Origin of the sequence: Thiocystis minor, assembly GCF_016653465.1 — a bacterium.
Taxonomy (GTDB): domain Bacteria; phylum Pseudomonadota; class Gammaproteobacteria; order Chromatiales; family Chromatiaceae; genus Chromatium; species Chromatium minus.
Genome location: NZ_NHSQ01000147.1, coordinates 1 through 22,289, shown reverse-complemented (window position 1 = coordinate 22,289; position 22,289 = coordinate 1). Strand labels below are relative to the sequence as shown.

Sequence of the window (22,289 nt, the reverse complement as noted above, 5' to 3'; positions counted from 1 at the left end):
GCAACCGATGGATCAATCGCTGCGCGCAACAGGCGGATTCGCGAGCGCCTCGCGGCATTGGTCACCGGTCCGGATTCACGCATGAGCGGGCATGTCCCGAGCGACCAGATTCCACAACGCGATCACCGGTACGTCCGGGTGGTGGGAGTCGAAGGCGAACAGGCTGAGCGATGCCGTGCCGAGTGTGAAATGCCGCGCTTCGGTCACCGCCAGCCCGATCCAGCGCGCGGCCAGGACGCCGCCGAATTGACCGTGCGAAAAGAGCGCGATCGTTCCGGTCAGGGCGCACACACGGGCGAGAAGCCGATCGGCGCGGTCAGAAACCTGTGCGGGCATTTCCCCTTGGGGGCAGCCGTCCCGATAGACATCCCAATCCGGACGGCTGCTCCGGATATCGACTGAGCGCTGGCCTTCGTAATCGCCATCGTCCCATTCGGCCAGGTCGGGCGCGATTTCCGGGGTGAGATCCAGACCGGCCAACTCGCAGGTTTGCCGCGCGCGCTTGAGCGGACTGGTCAGCACATGGGCAAATGGGATCTCCCGCAGGTACCGGCCCAGTTCGCGCGCCTCGTCCTCGCCATGCTGGGTCAACGGAAGATCCGCGCGGCCGGTGTGTTGGCCGGACAGCGACCACTCGGTTTCGCCGTGACGAACGAGATACAGGCGCAGGCTGTTGGATGCGTTGGCTGTCATGCGCCTGTGACTTCCAGTGCGGCACGGTATTCGCCGCGACGCGCGGCCAAGTTGCATCTGGCGCGTTGCAGCAGGGCTTGTTGTGCGGCTTTCGCGTTGGCGTCCTGGCCCGCCCAGGTTTCCATGGCCGGTTGCTGAAGGGCGCGGTCATGCGGGGATGCTCCAGGTCCAGTCGCGAATCTCCGGCATGTCCTGTCCGTGTTTGTCGATGTACTGCCTGTGTTCGATCAGCTTGTCCTTGAGCTGTTGCTTCAGGTAGATACCCTTGTCGCCGGTCCGAGGCAGCCGGTCGATGGCGTCCATCACCAGGTGGAAACGGTCCAGATCGTTCAGCACCGTCATGTCGAAGGGAGTGGTGATGGTGCCTTCCTCTTTGTAGCCGCGAACATGGAAGTCGCCGTCCCAACCCAGCGGCGAAGCGGCCTCGACCGAGACGCGGGCCGTCACGGCTTCGGGCAGCACCTGCTCGCGATAGGCATCGTCCTGGCGCTCGAACAGATCCCACGAGGGCATGCTGACCACGCGCGCCTGGATGCCCTCGGACGTCAACTCCTCGTAGGCGGCGATGCACAAGGCCACTTCGCTGCCGCTGGCCAGCAGCAGCACCTCGGGCCGCCCGTCGGCGGCATCGGCCAGCACATAGTCGCCGCTTTCACGCCGCACAGATGCAGCAGCCCATACAGCAGCGCCGAGGCGTGGCCGACCGACAGCACGAAGCGGTCGCGGTCGGGCCAGGCGGCATCTTCGGGGTCAAAGCGCAGGAAGCGCTGCCAAAGGCAGTAGGCGGTGGGCGCCGCACCCATTGGCGTCCCGGGGTGCCCGGAGTTGGCCCGCTGCACCTGGTCGATGGCCAGCGTGCGCAGGGTGTTGATGCACAGCCGATCGAGGCTGGCCGCGCTCATGTCCGCGGCGCCGGTAACGCGCGCTTCTCGCGGATGCGCGTGAGCAGCGCATGCCAGGAGGTGGCGAAGGCATCGACCCCTTCGCGCTGTAGTTGAGCGGCGAGCGCGTCGTCGTCGATACCTTCGCGTCGGAAGTCCGCGATCACGGCTTCGGCGTCACCGCCGTCGGCCGGCAACGCCCGTTCGACCTGGCCGTGATCGGCAAAGGCCAGCAGTGTCTTCTCGGGCAAGGTGTTGATGGTTCCGGGCGCTGCCAGCGCCTGGACGTACAGGGTGTCCGGCGCTGCGAGGTCCTTGGTGCCGGTGCTGGCCCACAGCAGGCGCTGCGGGCGCGCGCCGGCGGCGGCGAGTCGCTGCCAGCGTGCCGAGGCCAAGAGTTCGGCGTGCGCCTTGAAGGTGCGCATGGCGATGGCGATGCCCAACCGATTGTGGAAAGGTGGCGCGACGTCCTGCTTCACGGCGACGTCCCAGCGGCTGACGAAGAGCGACAACACCGACGCCACGTCAGGATCGAGCCCGGTCGCCAGCCGGCGCTCGATGCCACGAAGGTAAGCCTCGGCGGCGGCCAGCACCTGCTCGCGCGAGAACAGCAGTGTGACGTTGACCGGCACGCCCTCGAAGATGGCTTCCTCGATGGCCGCGATGCCCTCGGCCGTGCCGGGGATCTTGATGAACAGGTTGGGCTTGTCGGCCTTCGTATGCAGCCGGTTCGCGTCCCGGATGGTGTGAGCCGCGTCGTGGGCCAGGAGCGGCGAGACTTCGAGCGACACCCAGCCGTCCAGACCGTCGCTGGCGTCGAAGGCAGGTCGGAACAGATCGGCCGCTTGCGTCAGGTCTTCGAGGGCGAGTGCGAAAAACAGATCCTCATCCGACAGCCCCCTGTCGGCGAGCACGCGGATGCTGTCGTCGTAGCTGTCGCCCGCGCCGATCGCATGCTCGAAGATGGTCGGGTTCGAGGTCAGGCCGGTCACCGACAACTCGCCGATGTAACGCGCCAGGGTGCCGCTGCGCAGCAGGCTGCGCGTGATGTTGTCCAGCCAGAGGCTCTGGCCGAGCTGATGGAGTGCCTGTGTAGGGTTCATGTTTGCAGTCCTGGGCTCAGGCAGAGTTGGGGTTGCGCCAACGGCAGTCGGCGGGGACAGTTGGGCCATTGGGCTAGAGGGGGCTCGCTGGTGGCTTGGCGTCAGATCACGCGGTCGTCGGGCGCCGAGCCGGTCTGCCAGTGCGGGGGTCGCCCGTCGTGCGCGTGCGGATCCGCTTCTCATTGCCGATCCAGTTCCGCCGACGGATCGTAGGACGGCGCAGCCTGTCTCTCCGCGCGGCTCAGATCGGCCGAGACGCTTCGATCCGGCCAGTGCACGCCCGCAATCCACGGCGGGGCGACCAACACCTGATGACCGACACACCAGTTGCTCGTATTGACGACGAGGTAGCGCACGGCCAAGGTCTCTTCGTCGACCAGGCGCAGGCTGACGAAGAAGACCGCGATCTTGCGACGAGACCGCGATGGGCTGAATGGGTATCCTGGTGGCTCATGCGCTGGACTGGTCCGGCCGCCAACGCTCGCGCCTCAAGCGGCACCTGCGGTTATCTGGTCCGATTGAAACCGGGATCCTGACCATAGCCCGGACCCTGATCGGATCCTGGGCCGTAGCCCCCCCTCATGCCGGGATCCATACCGTAGCCTTGACCAGGGCCAGGGCCGTAACCACGCATCATGCCGGGACCACCCATCCCATAGCCCGGACCCTGACCGGATCCATGACCGTCACCATGCATCATGCCTGGATCCATGCCGTAGCCCGGACCCTGACCGGATCCAGGGCCGTAACCATGCATCATGCCGGGACCCATCCCATAGCCCGGACCCTGACTGGGTCCAGGACCTGGTCCGTATCCGGGGCCGCTCATCGCGCCGGGATTCATGCCGTCGCCCGGACCATAGGCGCCTTGTGGCGGTTGGGCAAACACGCTGACGGTCAAGACCGAACCGGCGAGAAAGAGGGCAGCAGTCGACGTGGTGCGAAGGCTCATGCGTTTCATGGTCAAACTCCAGTCAGGATTGGTAGGATGTTTGTCTGCGCAAGAGGCCAAACGCTCATCTGTCAGCGTCCCAATGAACCAATGCGAGAGGCTTCTTTTAGGCGCACTGGCGATGGCTGTCGGTACGCTGCCGCACATAAGCGTCCTGGCGGAAGCCGATGGATCAATCGCAGCGCACAAAGAACGGATTCGCGAGGGCCTCGCGACATTGGTCCCCGGTCTTGATGCGCGCGTCAGCGCCCATCACCTTGGCCGACTTGCCCGCCGCCATTTCGGCGAGTTGATGCGCCAGACCACAGGCCTGCGATGTCGCGCAGCGATTATCCGCACCGCAGACCCCTTTGATCAGATCGTCACACGCCGATGACACGCGCGGTGATTCCTCCTCGGATGAAGGCACCCAGGTCTCCAGCATCCCCGTGGTGGGCACCGCGGTTCCATCACGGACAATCACCACCGAGCCGTCCTCAAGCTGGTGCACGCCATCCCACAAGGGCACAACCCTGTTGCCGTCTCGATGCCAGGCCCGATGGGTGCTCGCATCCACCTCGACCCGCGAACCATCCGGCAGGGTTCCCTGCCAGTCAGCGGCCATGACCGGGGCCAGGGACAGCCAACTCAGCAATACCCAGCAGAACCGCAAGTGCGCGGAGAGTTTTCCGCAATCGATGGGTTTCACAACGACATCCCCTCATGCATCCAGTGGACGTTCCAACACGACCCGAAAGGCCTCCGCGCTTCGACTCAGGAAGGCCAGGGCCGAGCCCCAGAGATAGAGCCGGAAGCGCCGATAGAGCGTCTCGCCCCAACGGGCGATGATGTCCTCCCGGGCGGCCTCCAGGTTTTCGGCCCAGGCCCGACAGGTGAACAGGATCTTCACCGCCGGCTCGGCGTCGCCGCAGCGATCGGTGCGGCCGCCCCAGAGGCGAATTTCCAACGGGATCTTGACCCGGTCGCCGAAGACCCGCTGCTGAATCAGATGAGAAAGTCGGTCAGGGGCCGAAGCCCCGAAAACGGTTGCGCATTGGCTCATCGAGGGTGTCTCCGCAGGACGGTTTCCGAACCCGTCTGACCGACTCGCGGACAGGCGCTCCGCCCGGTCTCAGCCGCCAAGTGAGCGTCATTGAACCAAGCTTCACCGAGAGCATGGCCAAAGTGTCCGGGGCCGTCTGTTCGCTAGCGCACACAAAAAATGCTCCGTCCATGTGTGTTGCCGAACAAACCGCCATCAATCGTGCGCGTATTTCGTCCCCCAGCGATGGAACCCACATTCAGCGTTTACGGGTGATGGCTCAATTCATCGATCAGTCATCCGTTGGCGTATGCCGCCGTGATCGTCAGCGAAGATACGCCTTCGTGACGTATTGCAGCACCATGCGCTGGGTATTGAAAAACGAACCGTTGAGTGCGATCGCGTGACGCATGACGTCAATAAACCGCTCCTGGTCGCTGTAGAACAGCGGGACGATCACCCGCTCCAATTTGTCGTAGAGCGCCGCCGCATCGTGGGGTGATTGATCCTCGCCCATGTTGGCGGGACTCGTTAAGTCGCCGATCGCCCAACCGGTTACGCCTTCGATGCAGCCTTCGAGCCACCAACCGTCGAGAATGCTGAGGCTGGGCACGCCGTTGAGCGCGGCCTTCATGCCGCTGGTGCCGGAGGCCTCCAGCGGCGGCTCCGGGGTATTGAGCCAGACATCCACGCCGGCCGTCATCAACTGCGCCAGCGGCCAATCGTAATTGGGCAGGTAGGCAATCTTGACCTGCAACTTGAGTGCATCGCGCGCCTGAAAGATACGCTGAATGAGTTCCTTGCCTTCCTGGTCTTGCGGATGGGCCTTGCCGGCATAGATGATCTGGAAGCGACCGACGTCGGCGGAAATCCGTTTCAACCGCTCCAGGTCAAGGAAAATCAGATCGCCGCGCTTGTAGGTCGCGTCGCGGCGCGCGAATCCGATCGTCAGGTCGCGCGCATCCATGCCCACATTCGTGACACGGTTGACGTGATCCAAGAGCTGACGCTTGGCCTGGTCGTGCGCCCGCCAAACCTCATGTGGCGGAATGCCCAACGCATAGCGCAGGGTGAAATTTTCCTCGCGCCAACCGGGGATGTGCTGATCGAACAGCGCCTGGAACGCCGGGCTGGTCCAGGTCACGGCATGCACGCCGTTGGTGATGGCGTCGATGCGGTACTGGGCAAACATCTGGCGCAACACTTCGGCGTGTTTCTTGGCGACACCGTTCACGTAGTAACTCAGGTTAAGCGCCAGATAGGTCATGTTGAGATAGTCGTCCCAGAGCAACACGTCCTTCATCGCCGCCGTCTCCTCGCGGCCGAGCACCTGATTGATGAGTTCGGTGGGGAACCGATCGTGACCGGCGGGGACCGGGGTGTGCGTGGTAAACACGCAATGCCGGCGGACCTCTTCGATGTCCTCGTGCGTGAAGCTCGTGCGACCGGCGCGTTTGGCGTGTTCGTCGAGCAGCGCGATGGGGAGCAGACTGGCGTGTCCTTCGTTCATGTGGAAGCGCTGGAGACCGTCGTGGCCGAGTGCGCGGAGCATCGTCACCCCGCCCATGCCGAGCACGACCTCCTGACAGAGCCGATAGTGCGGATCGCCACCGTAGAGCCAGTGCGTCAGCGTGCGATCCCATTCGCCGTTGTCGGGGAGATCGGTGTCGAGCAGATAGACCGGCACCACCGCGCCGGTGCAGCCGCGGACATCGTAACGCCAGGCGCGCAGGGCTACCGTCCGGCCCTCGATCGTGACGGCGGTGCGCTGCGGCAGCGCCTGCACGAAATCCTCCACGATCCATTCGACGGCATTTTCCGTCTGCCAGCCACTGGCGTCGATCGTCTGATAAAAATAGCCTTTGCGGTGCAGCAGCGTGACCGCCACCATCGGCAGCTCGCGATCGGCGGCGGCACGGATCATGTCGCCCGCCAGAATGCCCAACCCGCCGCTGTAAGTCGGCATCGCCGGATGCAGGGCAATCTCCATCGAGAAATAGGCGATCCGTGCATCGTTCGCAACGCCGTCCGGATGGATGCTGCTTCCGAGATTGAGTGCCGGTGTCATGCTCATTGCGTGTTGCTCTCTTGTCGCTTTGGGATGACGAACGCAAGTTTCTGCCGGCAATGATCGCGCCCAACGGACTTGGATCAGTCCCTAGATCGTCATCGAGAAGCGCGGAGTCAAGGTTCGACTCACGTCGTCCCGAGCGGCTGGAGTGCCGTGTTTTAATGATGGCTTTCCAAGCGCGATCAGACACTCCGTAAGAATACCTAATTCACCTGGACACACCGGCACCAGGACATCAAGTGTGCTCTGGCTGCGGTGCGGAACACGACCGCGACCTCAACGCGGCGCGCAACCTTCTCAATGCCGGCTTGGGGCGACACGCGCCAGTCGATGGACTCTCCGGCTGTTTAGGCAGGAAGACGCATGAACACCTCAACCCGATGTTCGCGGCGGTCGTCCACCAGCGGAATCCTCGGCGCGTCCTGCGCGACACCGTCTAGGGTGATCCGCGTCCCGCCCTCGCCATCGACGCCTTGCGTCACGACGATCCGGTAAATCGTCTCCCGATAACGGTAGCGCAGCTTGAACCCCTCCCAATCGGCGGGGAGACAGGGTGCGACATGCAGGGTGTCGACCTCCAGCCGCAGCCCCAGCAGGGATTCCAGGATCAGCCGATACATCCAGCTCGCCGAGCCGGTGTACCAGCTCCAGCCGCCGCGCCCGACATGCGGCGCGACGCCATAGACATCGGCCGCGATGACATAGGGTTCGACCTTGTAGGTCGCGATGTCCGCAGGCGAGCGACCATGGTTGATCGGGTTGATCATGGCGAAGAGTTCCCAGGCGCGCGCCGCATCGCCCTGGCGCGCGAAGGCCATCGTCGCCCAGATGGCCGCATGGGTGTATTGCCCGCCGTTCTCCCGCACGCCGGGCACGTAGCCCTTGATATAGCCCGGATTCAAATCGGAGGTGTCGAAAGGCGGATCCAGCAGTTGAATCAATCCGGCATCCCGACGCACCAGCCGCGCCTCCAGCGCCGCCATGCCCAGGCGGGCGCGCGCCGGATCGCCGGCCCCGGAGAGCACCGACCAGCTTTGCGCGATGGAATCGATCTGGCACTCGACCTGACTCGCCGAGCCCAGCGGGGTGCCGTCATCGAAGTAGGCGCGCCGATACCAGCCGCCATCCCAACCGTGGGCCTCGATATTCTGGCGGACCTGTGACGCCTCCTGCTGGCAGCGCTCGACGAAAGGCAGGTCGCCCTGTAAGCGCGCGACCTCGCTGAACTGCGTCAGGACGTCATAGAGGAACCAGCCCAGCCAGACGCTCTCGCCCCGGCCCTGGATCCCGACCAGGTTCATGCCGTCGTTCCAGTCGCCGGAGCCCATCAGCGGCAGGCCATGCTCGCCGAAGCGCAGACCGTGCAGGATGGCGCGCACGCAATGCTGGTAGAGACTCGCCGATTCGTCGGACTGACCGGGCAGGTCGTAATAGGAGTCGTCCTCCCCGCTGACCAAGCGGCCTTCCAGAAAACGGGCCGTCTCCTCCAGCACGCTGATATCGCCGGTGGCGAGGACATAGCGACAGGTCGCCAGCGGCAGCCAGAGATAATCGTCGGAACAGTGCGTCCTGACCCCCCGACCCGTGGGCGGATGCCACCAGTGCTGCACATCGCCTTCGCGGAACTGACGTCCCGCGCACAGCAGCAGATGCTCGCGCAGCAATCCGGGCTCGGCATGGATGAGCGCCATGGCGTCCTGCAACTGGTCGCGGAAGCCGAAAGCGCCGCCCGACTGGTAGTACCCGCTGCGCGCCCACAGCCGACAGGCCAGGGTCTGATAGAGCAGCCAGCCGTTGGCGAGGACATTGAGCGCGGCGTCCGGGGTGTCCACTTGAACGGCGCCCAGGGTGCGTGTCCAATGCTGGCGCACCGCCTCCAGCACGGTCCGCGCGGCGGATGCCCCGCGACCGCGATGCACCAGTGAGCTGGCATCGTCCGCGCCGCGCCGCCCGACCACGCCCAGTCGGAAGACGATCTCCTGCGTCTGCCCCGGCGCCAGCTCGAAACTCGTCTGGAGCGCGGCACAGGCATCCAGCGCGGCGCCAACCTTGCCGGATAGGCGCATCCGTCCCAGCGCGGCCGGCTGGCCAAGCGTTCCGTTGCGACCGATGAATTCAGTGCGGTCGCCGCTGACGGTCCGGTCCGGATCGTCCACGTCGAAGAAGGCGAGGCGGTCGGCAAACTCGGTGTTGTAGGGATTGCGCGCGAAGATCGCGCCGCTGGTCGGATCGATCTCGGTGATGACGTGCAGGGCCGACTTGGGCCGCAAATCGCCGAGCACCCACTCGACATAGCCGGTCGCGGACAGCCGGCGCGGCTGATTCGAGCGGTTGGTCAGCGTCAGCACCGAGAACTTGATGGGCGCGTCGAGGGCCACATAGACACACAATGCGGACTGGATGCCATCCTCGGTATGCTCGAAGACGCTGTAGCCGAAGCCGTGGCGGCTGACATACGTTGCGGGGCCGCCGGCGGGCAGCGGCGTCGGCGACCAGATGTGGCCGCTGTCCTCGTCGCGCAGATAGAAGGCTTCGCCGCTGGCATCGCTCACCGGGTCGTTATGCCAAGGCGTGAGTCGGAACTCGTGGGCGTTCTCGCTCCAGGTGTAGGCCATGCCGCTCGCCGAGATGACCGTCCCGAAGTGCGGATTGGCCAGAACATTCACCCAGGGCGCGGGCGTTGTCTGGCCGGGCGCGGTGGTGATGACGTACTCGCGACCATCGGGGCTGAAGCCGCCCAGTCCATTGTCGAAGCGGCGCGGCGCGGGGCCATCCGGCTCCGCCTCGCCGGCCACTGGGGGCGCGATGCTCCGACTCCATTCGGCAAAGCGGCTGCGGGTCGGACGCAGGCGTGGCACCCGCTTTTCCAGCGGACCGCGTCGCTTGAGTTGCTCGACCAGCGTGCCCCGCGTATCGCTGAGGATGACCCGTGCGACCGTCTGGAACAGGATACGGTCCTCGTTTGAAATCTGATCGGCGGGTCGGATGAAGATGCCGCCGGGCCGGTCGATCACATGCGCCTCGGCGCCTGCCGCGATCAGCCCCAGGATCTGGTCGTGGAGGAGTTGCCGATACCCGGCGCGATCCTCGTTCCAGATCACCAAGTCCACGGTCAGTCCCTTCAGGCGCCAATAGGTATGGGCCTGGACCAGTTGATGGACTAGCTCGATGTTCGCCGGGTCGCCGATCTGCACCAGCACCAGCGGTACGTCGCCCGAGACCGCGTGGCTCCAGAGTCCGGATTGCCCGCGCCGATTCTGACTGAGAATGCTCGGCTCGGCGCGCAGCGAGGCGTTGGCATAGAGGATCGAGCTGGCCAGACGCCCGTAGAGTTGCACATCGGACTGGCTGGCATTGATCTGGCGCAGCACCACCTGACTGTGAGTCCAGGCCAGATCGAAGACGCGATCGGCGAGGCGCTGATCCTGGTATTTCTCGACCAGACCTACGGCGATCTCGCGGCTGTCGCCGATGCCCGTGACCCGATCGATGGTGGCGAATTGATCGGGATCGAGGGTGATCGTATAGCGGATGGCAACGATCGGATCCAACACCGAACCCGCGCTGCCCGAGAGCGCCCCGTCCATTGCCTGGGGGTTGGCGACGGTGCGGTCGCGCCCGATGAAGCGCATCCGATCCGTTTCATAGGCAGGCGCGCCGCACTCGGCCCCGCGCACCACCATCAGATGAAACAGCCAGGGCGAGGACTCGTCGCGCGAGCGCGGGCGGCGGGTGCAGAGGATCGCCGGCTGCGGGTCGAGGAGTTCGGTCTGCACGAAGAGGTTGCTGAAGGCCGGATGCAGCGCATCCGCGGCGGGCGGGGCGAGCACCACCTCGGCGTAACTGGTGATCTCGATGACCCGGCGGGTCCGGGAGCGGTTGGTGAGACGCACCCGGCGCAGTTCGATGTCGTCTTCCGGCGAGACCGCGATCTCGGTATAGGACTCGATCCCTTGGTCGCGGCGGCGGAACTCGGCACGCCCCTCCGAGAAGATCGCCTCGTAGCTGTCCGGCTGCTTGAGCGTCGGCTGATAGGCGGTCGACCAGAACTCGCCGCTCGCCGGATCGCGCAGATAACAGAAGCTACCCCAGGGATCGCAGGTGGTGTCCTCGCGCCAGCGCGTGACGGCGAGATCCTTCCAGCGACTGGAGCCGCCGCCGGCGTTGGTGACCATCACATGGTAGCGACCATTCGACAGCAGTTTCACTTCCGGGATGGCAGTGTGAGGGCTGGTGAAGACGCGAATCTGCGACTCCTGATCACTGTCCGTCGTGCGGATGTCGGTCGGCTCGCCGGTGGCGTGCGCATAGAACGATGGGGTCTTGGGGATGCGCTCCTGGAGCAGCAGGGCGGTGGCCTGGAACAGTGGGGCCGACAAAAAGCGCCGCTGCATCGGACGGTCCAGCAACAGATAGGCCAGCGACAGGAAACTCATGCCCTGATGATGGGCCATGAAGGAGCGCACCACGGCGCTCGACTGCCCGCGCGGCAGGCGCGACGGCGTGTAGTCGATGGCCTCGTAGAAGCCGTAGCGACCTTCGAAGCCGCTGGCGGCGAGGCGCTGGAGATTCTGGCACGCCGCCTCGGGCGCCACCATCAGGGCGAGCGCGGAGGCATAGGGCGCGATGACCAGATCCTCGGCCAGCCAGCGCTTAAGTCCCAGACCGGGCACGCCGAAGGCGCGGTACTGGTAATTGAGCTGAACGTCGACCGTGTGGTAGCCGGACTCGGACACGCCCCAGGGGACGCCACGCTGCTTGCCATACTGGATCTGCCGGGCGACCGCCGTGCGATAGGTCTGATCGAGCAGGGTGTGGTCGTCGGTCGGCATCACCAGCAACGGCATCAGGTACTCGAACATGGAGCCGCTCCAGGACAGGAGCGTCGGCTCGCCGGCGGCGACCGTCAGCAGGCGTCCCAGGGCGAACCAGCTTTCCTGCGGCAGTTGACCCTGCGCGATCGCCACGAAACTGCCCAGACGGGCCTCGGAGGCCAGCAGATCGTAGTAGCTCGCATCCTGGCGGTGATCGGTGACGTTGTAGCCGATGGCCAGCAGATGACGCGACTCGTCGTACAGGAAGTCGTAGTCCATCCGGGCCAGTTCGCCGGCCTGCAGGGCCAGGTATTCGAGCACGGCGATCCGCTCGCGGGCGCGCTGGCTGGCCTCCCGGATCCTGTTGTCCTTGCCGTCCTTGCCGTCCTTGCTGTCTTTGTTGTCTTCCAACGCCAGCTCAACCCGCGCCAACTCCCGCAGCGTGGGAACCCTGTCAAACGGATTCTGAGCCGGGTTCGCGAGCCAGGGCGCCAGAAACCGCAGATCATCCAGGAGGGCACGGCATTGTTGGGCCAGCGACAAGGCCCAGGTGTTCGCGGCACCCTCGCGGTGCCCGGTCAGATCCAGCGCCGCCGCCTCGGCCGCCGTCGCCAGCGACTCAAGACAGCCGCAGGCCGCCGCGAGTCCGGTTGGGCGCGACTGGACGACCGCCGTCAGCGTCTGCTGGAATGGCGCGAGCACGGACGGCAGCACGCGCTTCCGAAGCGGCGCGAGCCCATCCAGCAGAATCCCGAAACTGTCCTCGATCCCCTCCAGCCAGCGCGGGTTGAGGATCGGCGCGTCGATCAGCGCCAGCAGACCCGGCTGCAGGGTCAGCAGATGACCCGCGAGATTGCCGCTGTCCACCGAGGAGATGTAGAGCGGGGCCAGTGGCTTGAGTGTCTGGGTGTCGTACCAGTTGAAGAAATGGCCGCGATAGCGCTCCAGGCTGGCCATCGTCTCCAGCGCGCCGGCGGTGCGCGCGAGCAGCCCGCCGGTCGTCAAATAGCCGAAGTCATGGGCGGCCAGATTGGCGAGCAGCGACAGCCCCAGGTTGGTCGGCGAGGTGCGATGCGCGACCACGGCGACCGGATGCTCCTGATAATTATCCGGCGGCAGCCAATGGTCTTCGGGGCCGACGAACTGCTCGAAGAAGGCCCAGGTCTTGCGGGACATGGCGCGCAGAAAGCGGAACTGCTCGGCCGTCAGACGAGCCTCGCGGCGCGTTAGCGGGCGGCTCATCCACCAGGCGAGGCTGGGCGCGGCCAGCCAGAGCAGGAGGATCGGCCCCGCCACGAGGAGCACGGCCGGTTCGCTCAGGGCTAGAACCAACGCCGTGAACAGGGCCAGCGCGGGGGCGATCCACATCGTCCGATGGAAGACGCCGAGACTCCGGTCCGAGCGGTCCAGATCGCCCGACGAGGTCCATTCGAGCAGGCGTCGATGGCTGACCCACGTCCGCCAGAGGGTGCGGGCCATGGCGTCCAGGCTGAAGAATCCCTCATAGGGCAGACAGACGATCGTGAACATTGCCTGTTCCAGTTGCCGGACCGCCGCGCGGAGCGCCGCAGTGAGGTGATGACGCCAGCGCACATCGCCCGGCTTTTGCAGGACGCTCAGGAGCGCGGTCAGCAGCGACGGAATCAGCGAAATTCCGAGCACCGCCAGGGTCCAGAGCCCCGGCGACTCCGTGACCATCCAGCCCAGCACGAACAGCAGCGTCAGGGACGCCGGCACCAGACTGCGTCGCAGGTTATCGGCCAGCTTCCAGCGCGACAGCGCCGACAGCGGATTCTTGCGCCGCTGTCCATCGAAACCGGGGACACGCGGCAGCAGCCAGCCGGCAATCTGCCAGTCGCCGCGAATCCAGCGGTAGCGCCGACTCACGTCCGCGCTATAGCAGGCGGGATAGTCCTCGTACAACTGCACGTCGCTCAACAGCCCGGAGCGCGCATGGCAGCCTTCCAGCAGATCGTGGCTGAGGATGCGGTTCTCGGGAAAACGCCCGGCGAGCGCCTGCTCGAAGGCATCGACCTCGTAGATCCCCTTGCCGATGAAGGAACCTTCCTGAAACCAATCCTGGTAGACATCGGAGACGGCGTGGGTATAGGGGTCGATGCCGGCATCGTTCCCATGCAGCCGTGCGTAACGCGAGCGGTTCGCGCCGGGCAGGCTCACGGCCACGCGCGGCTGGAGGATGCCGTAGCCCGCGGTGACGAGCTGCCGGTGCGCCTCGTAGGAGGCCCGATTGAGCGGGTGCGCCAGGGCGCCGACCAGTTCGCGGGCGGCATCGCGCGGGAGTTGGGTATCCGTATCCAGGGTGATGACGTAGCGCACGCCGAGCAGGATGTCCGTCGCGCCGACGACAAGCGCGAAACGATCCCCGGCGTTGCCGCGCAGCAGGGCATTCAGATCCGCCAGCTTGCCGCGCTTGCGCTCGTATCCCATCCAGATCCGCTCCTGCGGGTTCCAGCGGCGCGGGCGGTGGAACAGGAAGAATGTGTGGCCGTCGGCGCGCGGATAGCGTTCATTCAGCGCCGCGATCCCTTGCGCGGCCAGCGCGACCAGGGCAGCGTCTTCCGGCAGGGTTTCCGACGGTGCATCGCGAAAGTCGGTCAAGAGGCCAAAGTGCAGGCGGTCGTCGCGATTGGCCAGGAAGCGGACCTCCAGCGCCTCGACCAGCGATTCGATGCCCTCGGCGCTGGTGAGCATGGTCGGCGTCACCACCAGGGTGCGTGACGCGGTCGGAATGCCGGCGGAAAAATCCAGGCGCGGCAGTGGTTCGGGGGTCGCCAGCAGGGTCGCCAGCCAGTTCACCAGCGCCAGCGCGAGTTGACTGGTGCCCAGGATGGCGGGCAGCCCCAGGAGCAGGAGCAGCCAATCCGACACGCCCTCGGACGGCGCCTGCGCCAACAGCCCCCCGGTGAAGAGCGCCGTCAAGAGGATGATTGCGCCGAGATACAGGACGAAGGGGATCCGGCGGCCCCGTCGTTGCAGTGATGCCACGAAACGCAAACTCGCTCGCGCCCGATGTTCGAGCTGGGACAATCCCCGGTCGATCAGGTAATAGCCCACATGCGCCGTGCGCGCGTCGTCGCCGGGCGCGGCCGCCTGCGCGCACTCCCGCGCCAGTTCGATCGCGTGGCGCGCCACCTCGGCTTCGGACAGCCGGCTGTTTTTCGCGACCTTCTCCACGACGTGCCGGTAGCGATCGCGGGTGGCGAACGCCATCCGTCCATACACGCCGCCCGGATCCTCGTTCAGGATCCGCTCGACCAGACTCATGGTCTCGACAAACGTGCGCCAGTCCATCGCGCCGAGAAAGCGGAGACTGCCGATGCTGTTGCCGATGGAGACCTGGTCGGCGGCCTGCTGCTGGTTTTCCAACTGCACCAACTGCTCGATCGTCAGACCCGACTCGGCGAGCTGCTGCTCGATCCAGGTCAGCGGCAGGGCCAGCGCGGAACTCTGGCCTTGCAGCCGGCGCGCCAGCTCCGCCACGAAGGCGCTCGATAGGGGTGGGTTCGAGCGCGCCATGTCGGCGATCACCAGAATCAGATTCTTCGGATCGCTTTCGGCCATCGCGGTCAGTTGGTCGGCCCAGCCGTCGGCCAGATTCTGGTCGGTGCGGCTCACCGCGATACGGGCCGCGACCCGGCGCAGATTCTCGATCAGCGTCAGCCGCAGCATGATGGGGATGGCCCACAACTCGCCCAGCTTGAGTGTGCTGAGGGTCTGGTAAGCGGCGACGAACCGGCTGAGATTCTCCGGATCCACCCGGCCATCGCCGTGCGCGATCATCTCCAGCGCCAGGTCATAGACCCGTGGCAGGCCGGTCGATGGCCCCCGGCTCAGACGCGGCAATTGCCGGCTGTAGCCCTTGGGGAGATGGCGCTTGGCGGTGCGGATCTGTTCTTCGATCAGATAGAAGTTGTCGAGCAGCCATTCGCCGGCTGGGGCGATCCGGCGATTCTCGGTGACGGCGGCCATGAGCAGGCGGCAGACGCCGATCAGAAGGGTTTCATTCTCTTTGAGTCGCGCCAGCAGGCGGTCCGGCGGATGTCCGGGCGTCAGGGCGTGCGCGTCGGCGAGCCGCTTGCCGTGCTCCTCCATCTGCACCGCGCTGAAGAGTTCCGAACGCAGCGGCGGCTCGTCGCCGACTGCCACGTCGATCAAACCGTTGCCCGGAAGCTGTCTCCTGAACTGGAGCAGGGTGTCGCGAATCGCCAAATGACTCTCCTTCAAATTTCCCAATCGCTGACGGCGAGACGCCGCCCTCTCCGGCCCCCCCCTGTCCGGAGATCATCCGCGGAAGACGGCGGTCCTCCCGTGACTGAGGTGACTGATGCCGCCTGTCATCGATTGGCGCGAATGGTGATTGAATGCGCGTCAATCGATGGGCTGAAGGATTACTTGAAATGCGACTTGAACGTCTCGAAAGAATCCTTGAATGCCTCCCAAACACGGTCGGATTCCATTTTGAACTGCTCCCAGTTGTTTTCAGCGGCGGCCTGAATCTCTTCCAGCTTTTTCTCGCCTTCCTCGCGTTTGGTGCGGAGCGCGACGAGTTGTTCCTCATATTTCACCTTGGCATCTTCCTTGATTTCATGCCCTCGCTCCTGGAGTTTATCGATTTCCGTACTCCATTCGTCAAGCTGCACCTTGATTTGCGCGACATATTCGTCTTTTGTCAACATGGGATATGACTCCTATTTTGGATCGTTTACCCGGCGGATTGCCGGAATTCAACTGCCTACCCATCGCGGGGCCGGGAATTCATCTCGAATCACCCTGCCCGAGGCCGTCACCAGGCGATGGGGCCAAAGAAACCGAAAGCGCTGAGTACAAAGAGAATCGCGATCACGACCACGATCGCATTCACGACTTTCTTGACGGTAGCGTTCATCGGAATATACACATTGACCGCCCAGAGAATGGCGCCAAAGGCGACCAGGTTGATCACTAATTGAATATAGGCCATGGCGTTGATCCTTTCAGATGAGGTTAGGGACAGACTACAACGCGCCCTGACAAGCGTCTGTACGCTAGCGCACAGAGACGTCGGGAAGACGCCGCTGTCACCGACGTCTTGTCAGCGCGCCGAAATAGGACGCACGTCGAACGCGGATGCTTCTGCTGGAAGCACGTTCGCTGCGTTTATTTCTTCCAGTAGAAATCGAAGCGCGCCTGGCTAGAGCCATCGAGGTGGACGGTTTTTCGCTGGGTTTCATCCTGGCCGCGTCGACCGGTCGGGGTGACTTCGATGCTGTAGTCGCCTGGCGGGAGTTGGGCGTAGAACCAGGGGCCTTTCGACTCGGCGGTCAAGACCGGAGCATCCTGGGTGTCCAGAATGTTCACGCGGACCGCCGAGAGATACTCGCCGCTGCCTTGCGTCGCGAAGAGCAGATGCAGGTTGAACTGGCTGGAGAGTGCATTGAGTTCGTTTCGTTCACTTTCGCCGATCCCACCCGAAACATAGCGAATGCCGCCAGCGCTTTGAATGGTCGATGAATGTCCCATCGTGGATCCGTCGTGGCCAACGTGGCCAGTGGCGGAATCCGCGGATGAAGCCGGCGATGAAGCGCTGGTGTCGGCGGGACGAATGCCATACGTCGTTTGGGCGTCAGCCACCTGCAAGGTGCCAGCGCTCCGCTTCGTCACCTGAACTTGTTCGGTTCGCTGAGCACTGGCTGACGACCACGCTCCAGTGCCCAGGATCAACGCCATGGCGATGAAGCCCACTCTCTGCCGATTGATCATTTCGAGGTCTCTTTAGGATTGATTAAGATGGATGAATGAGGTGATGCACAGATGAAGCCCGCAATGAAATGCACGACTTCAGCCCTTCTGCAACAGACTACGAAGATCCGTGATCGCGGCATTGACGCGCGAGACATAGGAGGCCATGACCAGCGAGTGATTGGCCATCGGCCCAAATCCGGTGCCATTGAGGATCATCGGACTCCAGATAATGTTCTGGGTATTGTGCAATTCGCGGACGATCTGCTTCAGCGACACCAAGGCATTCTTATCCTTGAGCACCGGCTCGAAGTCGATTTCGATCGCCTCCAGGGTATGCAGCAGCGCCCAGGTATAGCCGCGTGTCTCGAAAAAGATATCGTCGATGTCGAACCAAGGGGTCTTGGTCTGCGCTTGGGCAGGGACCGGGGTCGACTGACGGGCGTTGGGATCGCCGGCCAAGGCCGTATCGAGATGAACCTGGCCGACCGCGTAGGACAGGCGCTGCGCCAGACTTCCCAATCGCTTTTCGGTCATTTCGAGATACACGGTCAAGTTATCGGCGCGCGCGAAAAACTGGCCGTCACGTTCATTCTCATCGGAGAGCCGGCGTAAATACCCATAGAGTCCTTCTGTGCCTTTCCGATACTCCGACTCGGTGGAGGGCAGGATCCAGGAATTCGATTGGTAATTGAACTGGGGTTGCGCAATGCCCAGATCCTTATCCTCGACCGACTGGGACTGGGAGCGGCTGAAATCGTTCCGCAGCGCAAGCACCAGATCGCGCAGCTCGGTCAAGGCACCGAATTCCCAATTCGGGAGGTTGTCCAGATAGAGACCTGGCGGGCTGATATCGTTGGTCAGATAGCCGCCGGGTTTATCGAGCAAGGTTTCTGCAATCCGGATGGCGGTGGTCGTCGTGGCGGTACCCGGAACCACTTTGCTTGCATCGTCATTCACCAACGACAAGGCATTCGCGCGCACGTCGAAGGTGTCGGGTGATTGCGACCAGATCAACCCCAGAATGACGACGACGACCAGATAGGTCATCAGAAACAGACCCATGGTCCACCACAGCCCCTTCTCTTTCCAGGTCCGAGGGTTATAGTAGCTGGCGACTTGGCTGACCTTCCTGGTCAGAACCGGTTTTTTTGGCGATGAGAGATCGTTCATTGCATGCTCCAGCTCCCTCCGCGAGGAGGGAGTCGATTAGGGTGACCCGGGATCACCAGCGATGTGGAAACTAGCGGGGCTTGGACACCATGAGCAGAACCGCGCCGGCCACGATCGCCGCGATACCGGCCCATTGCGGGATGTTGACGGTCTCCCGCTCCTGAACCGTGACGGCGAGCGGGCCGATCCTGGCCTCCTGCGTCTCTTTGGTAAAACTGAAACTGCCATACGCCAGCCCCAAACCGCCGGCAACGATGAGCGCAATGGCGGCGATGTTGATCGCTTTCATGTTCTCTGCTCCCGCAGTGGTTCTACTGATTCGTTCATCGATTACCCGATACGCATCCCCGAGATGGGTCCCAACAGCCCGAAGGCGGTCAACAGCCAAAGGATGACGACGAGGATCACGACCACATTCAAGATTTTCTTGATGTTGCCGTCCATCGGGATGTAGTTATTGATCAGCCACAGGATCACGCCCACGACAACCAATGTAACGACCAATGAAATCAATGTCATAAAGTATCTCCGCTATGTTTTCAGATGTTTGATGTCAGCTTGACAATAGCCTTTACCCCAGCGGCTGTCTGTTCGCTAGCGTACAAACGATAGCGATTTCAGGTAGAACCGCGTCCAGAGCAAACACTCAATGTCGTCGCTTTCTCCAGCCTCGCGGCGATCCCGAGGGGGAGCGAGACATGCCTGATAAAGATGATGGATAGAACCGGGACGTGTCCGTACGGTAGCGCACATAAAACGCTTCGGTCTTGGCCAGGCGTCATGACGGGGATTGATTGGGCGATGTCATGCTGGATCGCAAACCTTCAGAGCTAAAACGCTAAAACGGGCTTGGCCTTATGTTTGCCACCGCACCGACTGTTGAATGCGCTTGTCGATAAGCTGCTCCCAGACCTCGATCACGGCGTGAATGGTTATTCGTGACAAGCCCCGATACTCCAGCGTCGAAGTCAACTTGGACTGCGCTTGACGCAATCTCCAAAGACAGGAAAGACCGATTCATCAGCGAGAGCGATTGCAGTGAAAACACATCAGAACTATCTGGGCGGTTTAGTGACTTTGGCCGTATTGATTGGCTTGGGCGGTTGCACCGGAATGTCGCGGCAAGAACAAAACACCCTGGCTGGCGCGGGGCTTGGTGGCGTTGCGGGTTCCTTACTGACCGATGGCAGCGCGATTGGAACAATCGGCGGGGCTGCGGTCGGTGGCCTCATCGGCCATGAAGTCGGCAACGACCGGGACGATGACCGCTACCGAAATGACGGCAGAGACTATCGGGACAACCGGTACAACCGGTACAACCGGTACAACCGGTACAGCCGGGACAACCGGGACAACCGGGACAACCGGTACAACAGTGGCCGTCGTCATGACGCCAGTGATCGCAGGTACAGAAGCAATCAAAGCGTCGGATATGGAGACGGGGACTGGTTCGGACACTGACGCGGGGCCGAACATCCTCTTCATCGAACCGGCTCGGGTCGAGCCTTGTGACGACAAATGGGCGTCAATCGCGCACTATGTTTGCTAGCGTACGGATCGAACGGGTTTTTCGGCGTATTTTCAACATCCTTCCCTGTGCCGTTCCGTTCAGGGTTCGCCTTGATCCACAAAGAGAACGCGATTGCTGCCCGTGAAACCCCCCGTCCTTTTGGTCAATCGTCTCCTGGCGACGCTACCCGGCAAGGATCGTCAGCAGATCCTGGCGCACTGCGAGTCCGTCGAGCTTCACCTGGCCGAGGTGATCAGCGAGCCTGGCGATCGGATTCTCCATGTGTATTTCCCAACCGACAGCTTCGTGTCCATGCTGACCCCTGCCGACGATCACGCCGGTCTGGAGGTGCGGCTGGTCGGTCACGAAGGGATGATCGGAACCCCGCTCATCCTGGGGGTTGAGGTAACGCTGCTGCGCACCTTGGTCCAGGGCGCGGGTTTCGCCTGGCGCATGACCCCCGAGCATTTTGCCGCCGCACTCAGACAGAGCAGCGCGCTTCAGGCGGTGCTCAACCGCTATCTGTTCGTGTTGACGAACGAGGTCGAGCGGATGGTCGCCTGCACCCGCTTTCATGTCCTGGAGGCGCGTCTTGCCCGCTGGCTCTTGATGACCCAGGATCGCGCGCATTCGGATCGCTTTCATATCACCCATGAATTCCTGGCCTCGATCCTCGGGGTGCGCCGCGTTGGCGTGACCAAGGCGGCGAGTGCGCTGCAACAGCGCCAGCTCATCCGCTATCGTCGCGGGGATATCCAGATTCTTGACCGTGCCCGGCTAATCGACGCCGCCTGCGGTTGTTACGGGGCGGCGGAAGCCATGTATGACCGGATGCTGGGCTGACGCGAGGGGGGCGTCAGCGGGCGAACGGTCTTGTCAGACCTGGCCTTTCCCAAGCCGTTGAACCTGTCATCCTAAAAAGCGCAGTTAAACCGCCAAGAACACAAAGAACGCGAAGGATTTCAATGTCTTGCCTCGATGGGTGCATTCACCTAAGGGGTGACTGTCATGCGCATTGCAAGCCCTTGTTTTTCTTTGTGTCCTTTGCGCCTTTGCGGTTCAAAACGCCGGATATAGGTTCATCCCGCGTCTAGCGGGAGGCTGTGACCAGCGGTCGCAGCGCTTCCTCGCCCACTTCGTCGGTCCACACGGTGAATCGCTCCAGCCGGCTCGGGCCGAACGCGGTCAGCAGAGCGACATCCGCGGCATCGCGACCATACGCCATCAGAACCCGTCCAATCCGTGGTCTGTGATTGCGCGGATCGAAGGCATGCCAGCGTCCGCCCAGGTACGCCTCGAACCAGGCGCTGAAATCCATCGGACCTGGCATTGGCGGGATCCCGATATCGCCGAGATACCCGGTACAGTAACGGGCGGGGATATTCAGACAGCGGCAAAAGGCGATTGCCAGGTGGGTAAAGTCGCGGCAGACACCGACCTGCTCCTGGTAAGCCTCATAAGCGGTGCGCGTCTTGCGGGCCTGTAAATAATCGAACCTGAGATGGCCGTGCACGAAATCGCAGATGGCCTGGACACGCGCCCAGCCCGTTGGGACGGTACTGAACAACTGCCAGGCGAGATCCACCATGCGATCCACTTCGCAATAACGGCTCGGCATCAAATAGGTGAGCGTCGTATCCGGTAAATCATAAATCTCATGCTGTTCGGCGCCAGGAGACTGGCGATCCGGCAGACCATCATCCTCGACCACCGCATCGTTCCAGAACCGCACCTGGCCGGCCGGCGCGAGCAGACGCCCGCAGCGATTGCCAAAAACATCGGTGTATTCGCTGACCTGCACCGAGGGTTCGACGAGCAGATATTCACCTCGACGGATCGTTTGATGGCGTGAGGGATGCAAATAAAGCATGGCGATGATCGGCATTGGCGCCGGATGCTCGAAGATGATGTCGTACCCAACGCGGATCAGCATTCGCATAATCTCCTATTGCTGTGGGAAGACGTTGGAGCAGAGCCAAACGTCTCTTGTTGAAATGGGTGAAGTTCTTACGCTCTAAGGCATCGCGAGCATGAGTCAGAATCCATAAAAAAGCCCTCGCAACTGCGAGGGCAAAATCCACGTCAGGAGGCTAACGTGGTTTCGAGGACACAGCGGATTAAAGCGCGTCCAGCATGGCATGTATCGTGTGTGAATCGACTCTGAGTTGCCTGAACAACAAGTTTCGGAACTGACGTGGTTTAAGCCATCCCATTACACACAACTTTCCGTGTCCGGCATCTCCCTGGCCTATTTGATCCCGGCGGCGAAGTCCATGATGCGCTGCATGCCCAGCCAGATCGTCTTCAAACCGGGCTCGCCATCGCCCTTGCG

Annotated in this window: 21 protein-coding genes; 2 read left to right on the top strand and 19 right to left on the bottom strand. The window is 63.1% G+C overall.

The features are described from left to right. Positions 1–75: 75 nt before the first annotated feature. From CCR95_RS19775 to CCR95_RS19690, 17 genes are all read right to left on the bottom strand, one after another. The gene (locus CCR95_RS19775) at positions 76–693 is read right to left on the bottom strand and encodes a histidine phosphatase family protein (protein ID WP_201097688.1); all 618 of its coding nucleotides are present in this window, start codon (positions 691–693) and stop codon (positions 76–78) included. Beyond that, the gene (locus tag CCR95_RS19770) at positions 690–818 is read right to left on the bottom strand and encodes a class I fructose-bisphosphate aldolase (protein WP_201097686.1); all 129 of its coding nucleotides are present in this window, start codon (positions 816–818) and stop codon (positions 690–692) included. Before CCR95_RS19770 ends, CCR95_RS19775 begins: the two co-directional genes overlap by 4 nt. Before the next feature lie 22 nt (positions 819–840). Beyond that, positions 841–1,356: a phosphoketolase family protein gene (locus CCR95_RS26470; protein ID WP_420825676.1), complete on the bottom strand. Its 516-nt coding sequence runs from the start codon at positions 1,354–1,356 to the stop codon at positions 841–843. Continuing rightward, a complete protein-coding gene (locus tag CCR95_RS26465; RefSeq protein ID WP_201097684.1) occupies positions 1,239–1,595 on the bottom strand; it encodes a hypothetical protein in 357 nt (118 codons plus the stop codon). Before CCR95_RS26465 ends, CCR95_RS26470 begins: the two co-directional genes overlap by 118 nt. Beyond that, positions 1,592–2,677 (bottom strand): transaldolase, encoded by a 1,086-nt coding sequence (gene tal, locus CCR95_RS19755; RefSeq protein ID WP_201097683.1) that lies wholly within the window; start codon positions 2,675–2,677, stop codon positions 1,592–1,594. The genes CCR95_RS26465 and tal overlap by 4 nt, the downstream gene beginning before the upstream one ends. Positions 2,678–2,856: 179 nt before the next feature. Further along, positions 2,857–3,033, bottom strand: a complete 177-nt coding sequence (locus tag CCR95_RS19750; protein WP_201097681.1) for a hypothetical protein — start codon at positions 3,031–3,033, stop codon at positions 2,857–2,859. A 149-nt stretch (positions 3,034–3,182) separates the two neighbouring features. Beyond that, positions 3,183–3,638, bottom strand: a complete 456-nt coding sequence (locus CCR95_RS19745; RefSeq protein WP_201097679.1) for a hypothetical protein — start codon at positions 3,636–3,638, stop codon at positions 3,183–3,185. 163 nt (positions 3,639–3,801) lie between these two features. Then, the gene (locus CCR95_RS19740; protein WP_201097677.1) at positions 3,802–4,233 is read right to left on the bottom strand and encodes a hypothetical protein; all 432 of its coding nucleotides are present in this window, start codon (positions 4,231–4,233) and stop codon (positions 3,802–3,804) included. A gap of 96 nt (positions 4,234–4,329) precedes the next feature. Beyond that, entirely contained in the window at positions 4,330–4,671 is a 342-nt protein-coding gene (locus CCR95_RS25545) for a class I SAM-dependent methyltransferase (RefSeq protein WP_242523366.1), read from the bottom strand. Positions 4,672–4,975: 304 nt separating this feature from the next. Continuing rightward, entirely contained in the window at positions 4,976–6,724 is a 1,749-nt protein-coding gene (gene glgP / locus CCR95_RS19730) for an alpha-glucan family phosphorylase (RefSeq protein WP_242523365.1), read from the bottom strand. Between the two features lie 344 nt (positions 6,725–7,068). Continuing rightward, complete coding sequence (locus CCR95_RS19720; RefSeq protein WP_201097673.1) at positions 7,069–15,765, bottom strand: glycoside hydrolase family 94 protein; 8,697 nt, start codon at positions 15,763–15,765, stop codon at positions 7,069–7,071. 179 nt (positions 15,766–15,944) lie between these two features. Next, positions 15,945–16,232 carry a sll1863 family stress response protein gene (locus tag CCR95_RS19715; RefSeq protein ID WP_201097671.1) on the bottom strand — a complete coding sequence of 96 codons (288 nt, stop codon included), beginning with the start codon at positions 16,230–16,232 and terminating at the stop codon, positions 15,945–15,947. 107 nt (positions 16,233–16,339) lie between these two features. After that, positions 16,340–16,516: a Thivi_2564 family membrane protein gene (locus CCR95_RS19710; protein WP_201097669.1), complete on the bottom strand. Its 177-nt coding sequence runs from the start codon at positions 16,514–16,516 to the stop codon at positions 16,340–16,342. A gap of 176 nt (positions 16,517–16,692) precedes the next feature. Next, positions 16,693–17,055 (bottom strand): carboxypeptidase-like regulatory domain-containing protein, encoded by a 363-nt coding sequence (locus CCR95_RS25540; protein WP_242523364.1) that lies wholly within the window; start codon positions 17,053–17,055, stop codon positions 16,693–16,695. A gap of 318 nt (positions 17,056–17,373) precedes the next feature. Further along, a complete protein-coding gene (locus CCR95_RS19700; RefSeq protein WP_201097665.1) occupies positions 17,374–18,447 on the bottom strand; it encodes a DUF2333 family protein in 1,074 nt (357 codons plus the stop codon). Positions 18,448–18,517: 70 nt separating this feature from the next. Beyond that, positions 18,518–18,736, bottom strand: a complete 219-nt coding sequence (locus tag CCR95_RS19695; RefSeq protein ID WP_201097663.1) for a hypothetical protein — start codon at positions 18,734–18,736, stop codon at positions 18,518–18,520. Positions 18,737–18,777: 41 nt separating this feature from the next. After that, complete coding sequence (locus CCR95_RS19690; RefSeq protein ID WP_201097661.1) at positions 18,778–18,966, bottom strand: Thivi_2564 family membrane protein; 189 nt, start codon at positions 18,964–18,966, stop codon at positions 18,778–18,780. Between the two features lie 519 nt (positions 18,967–19,485). Between CCR95_RS19690 and CCR95_RS19685 the strand changes: the two genes are divergently transcribed. After that, entirely contained in the window at positions 19,486–19,908 is a 423-nt protein-coding gene (locus CCR95_RS19685) for an osmotically-inducible lipoprotein OsmB (protein WP_338115447.1), read from the top strand. Positions 19,909–20,098: 190 nt separating this feature from the next. Next, a complete protein-coding gene (locus CCR95_RS19680) occupies positions 20,099–20,800 on the top strand; it encodes a Crp/Fnr family transcriptional regulator (protein ID WP_338115446.1) in 702 nt (233 codons plus the stop codon). A 247-nt stretch (positions 20,801–21,047) separates the two neighbouring features. On the opposite strand, the gene CCR95_RS19675 is transcribed toward CCR95_RS19680, so the two are convergent. Further along, the gene (locus tag CCR95_RS19675; protein ID WP_201097657.1) at positions 21,048–21,890 is read right to left on the bottom strand and encodes a transglutaminase-like domain-containing protein; all 843 of its coding nucleotides are present in this window, start codon (positions 21,888–21,890) and stop codon (positions 21,048–21,050) included. A gap of 315 nt (positions 21,891–22,205) precedes the next feature. Then, a partial coding sequence (locus CCR95_RS25535; RefSeq protein ID WP_242523135.1) for an IS4 family transposase occupies positions 22,206–22,289 on the bottom strand: 84 nt, incomplete at its 5' end.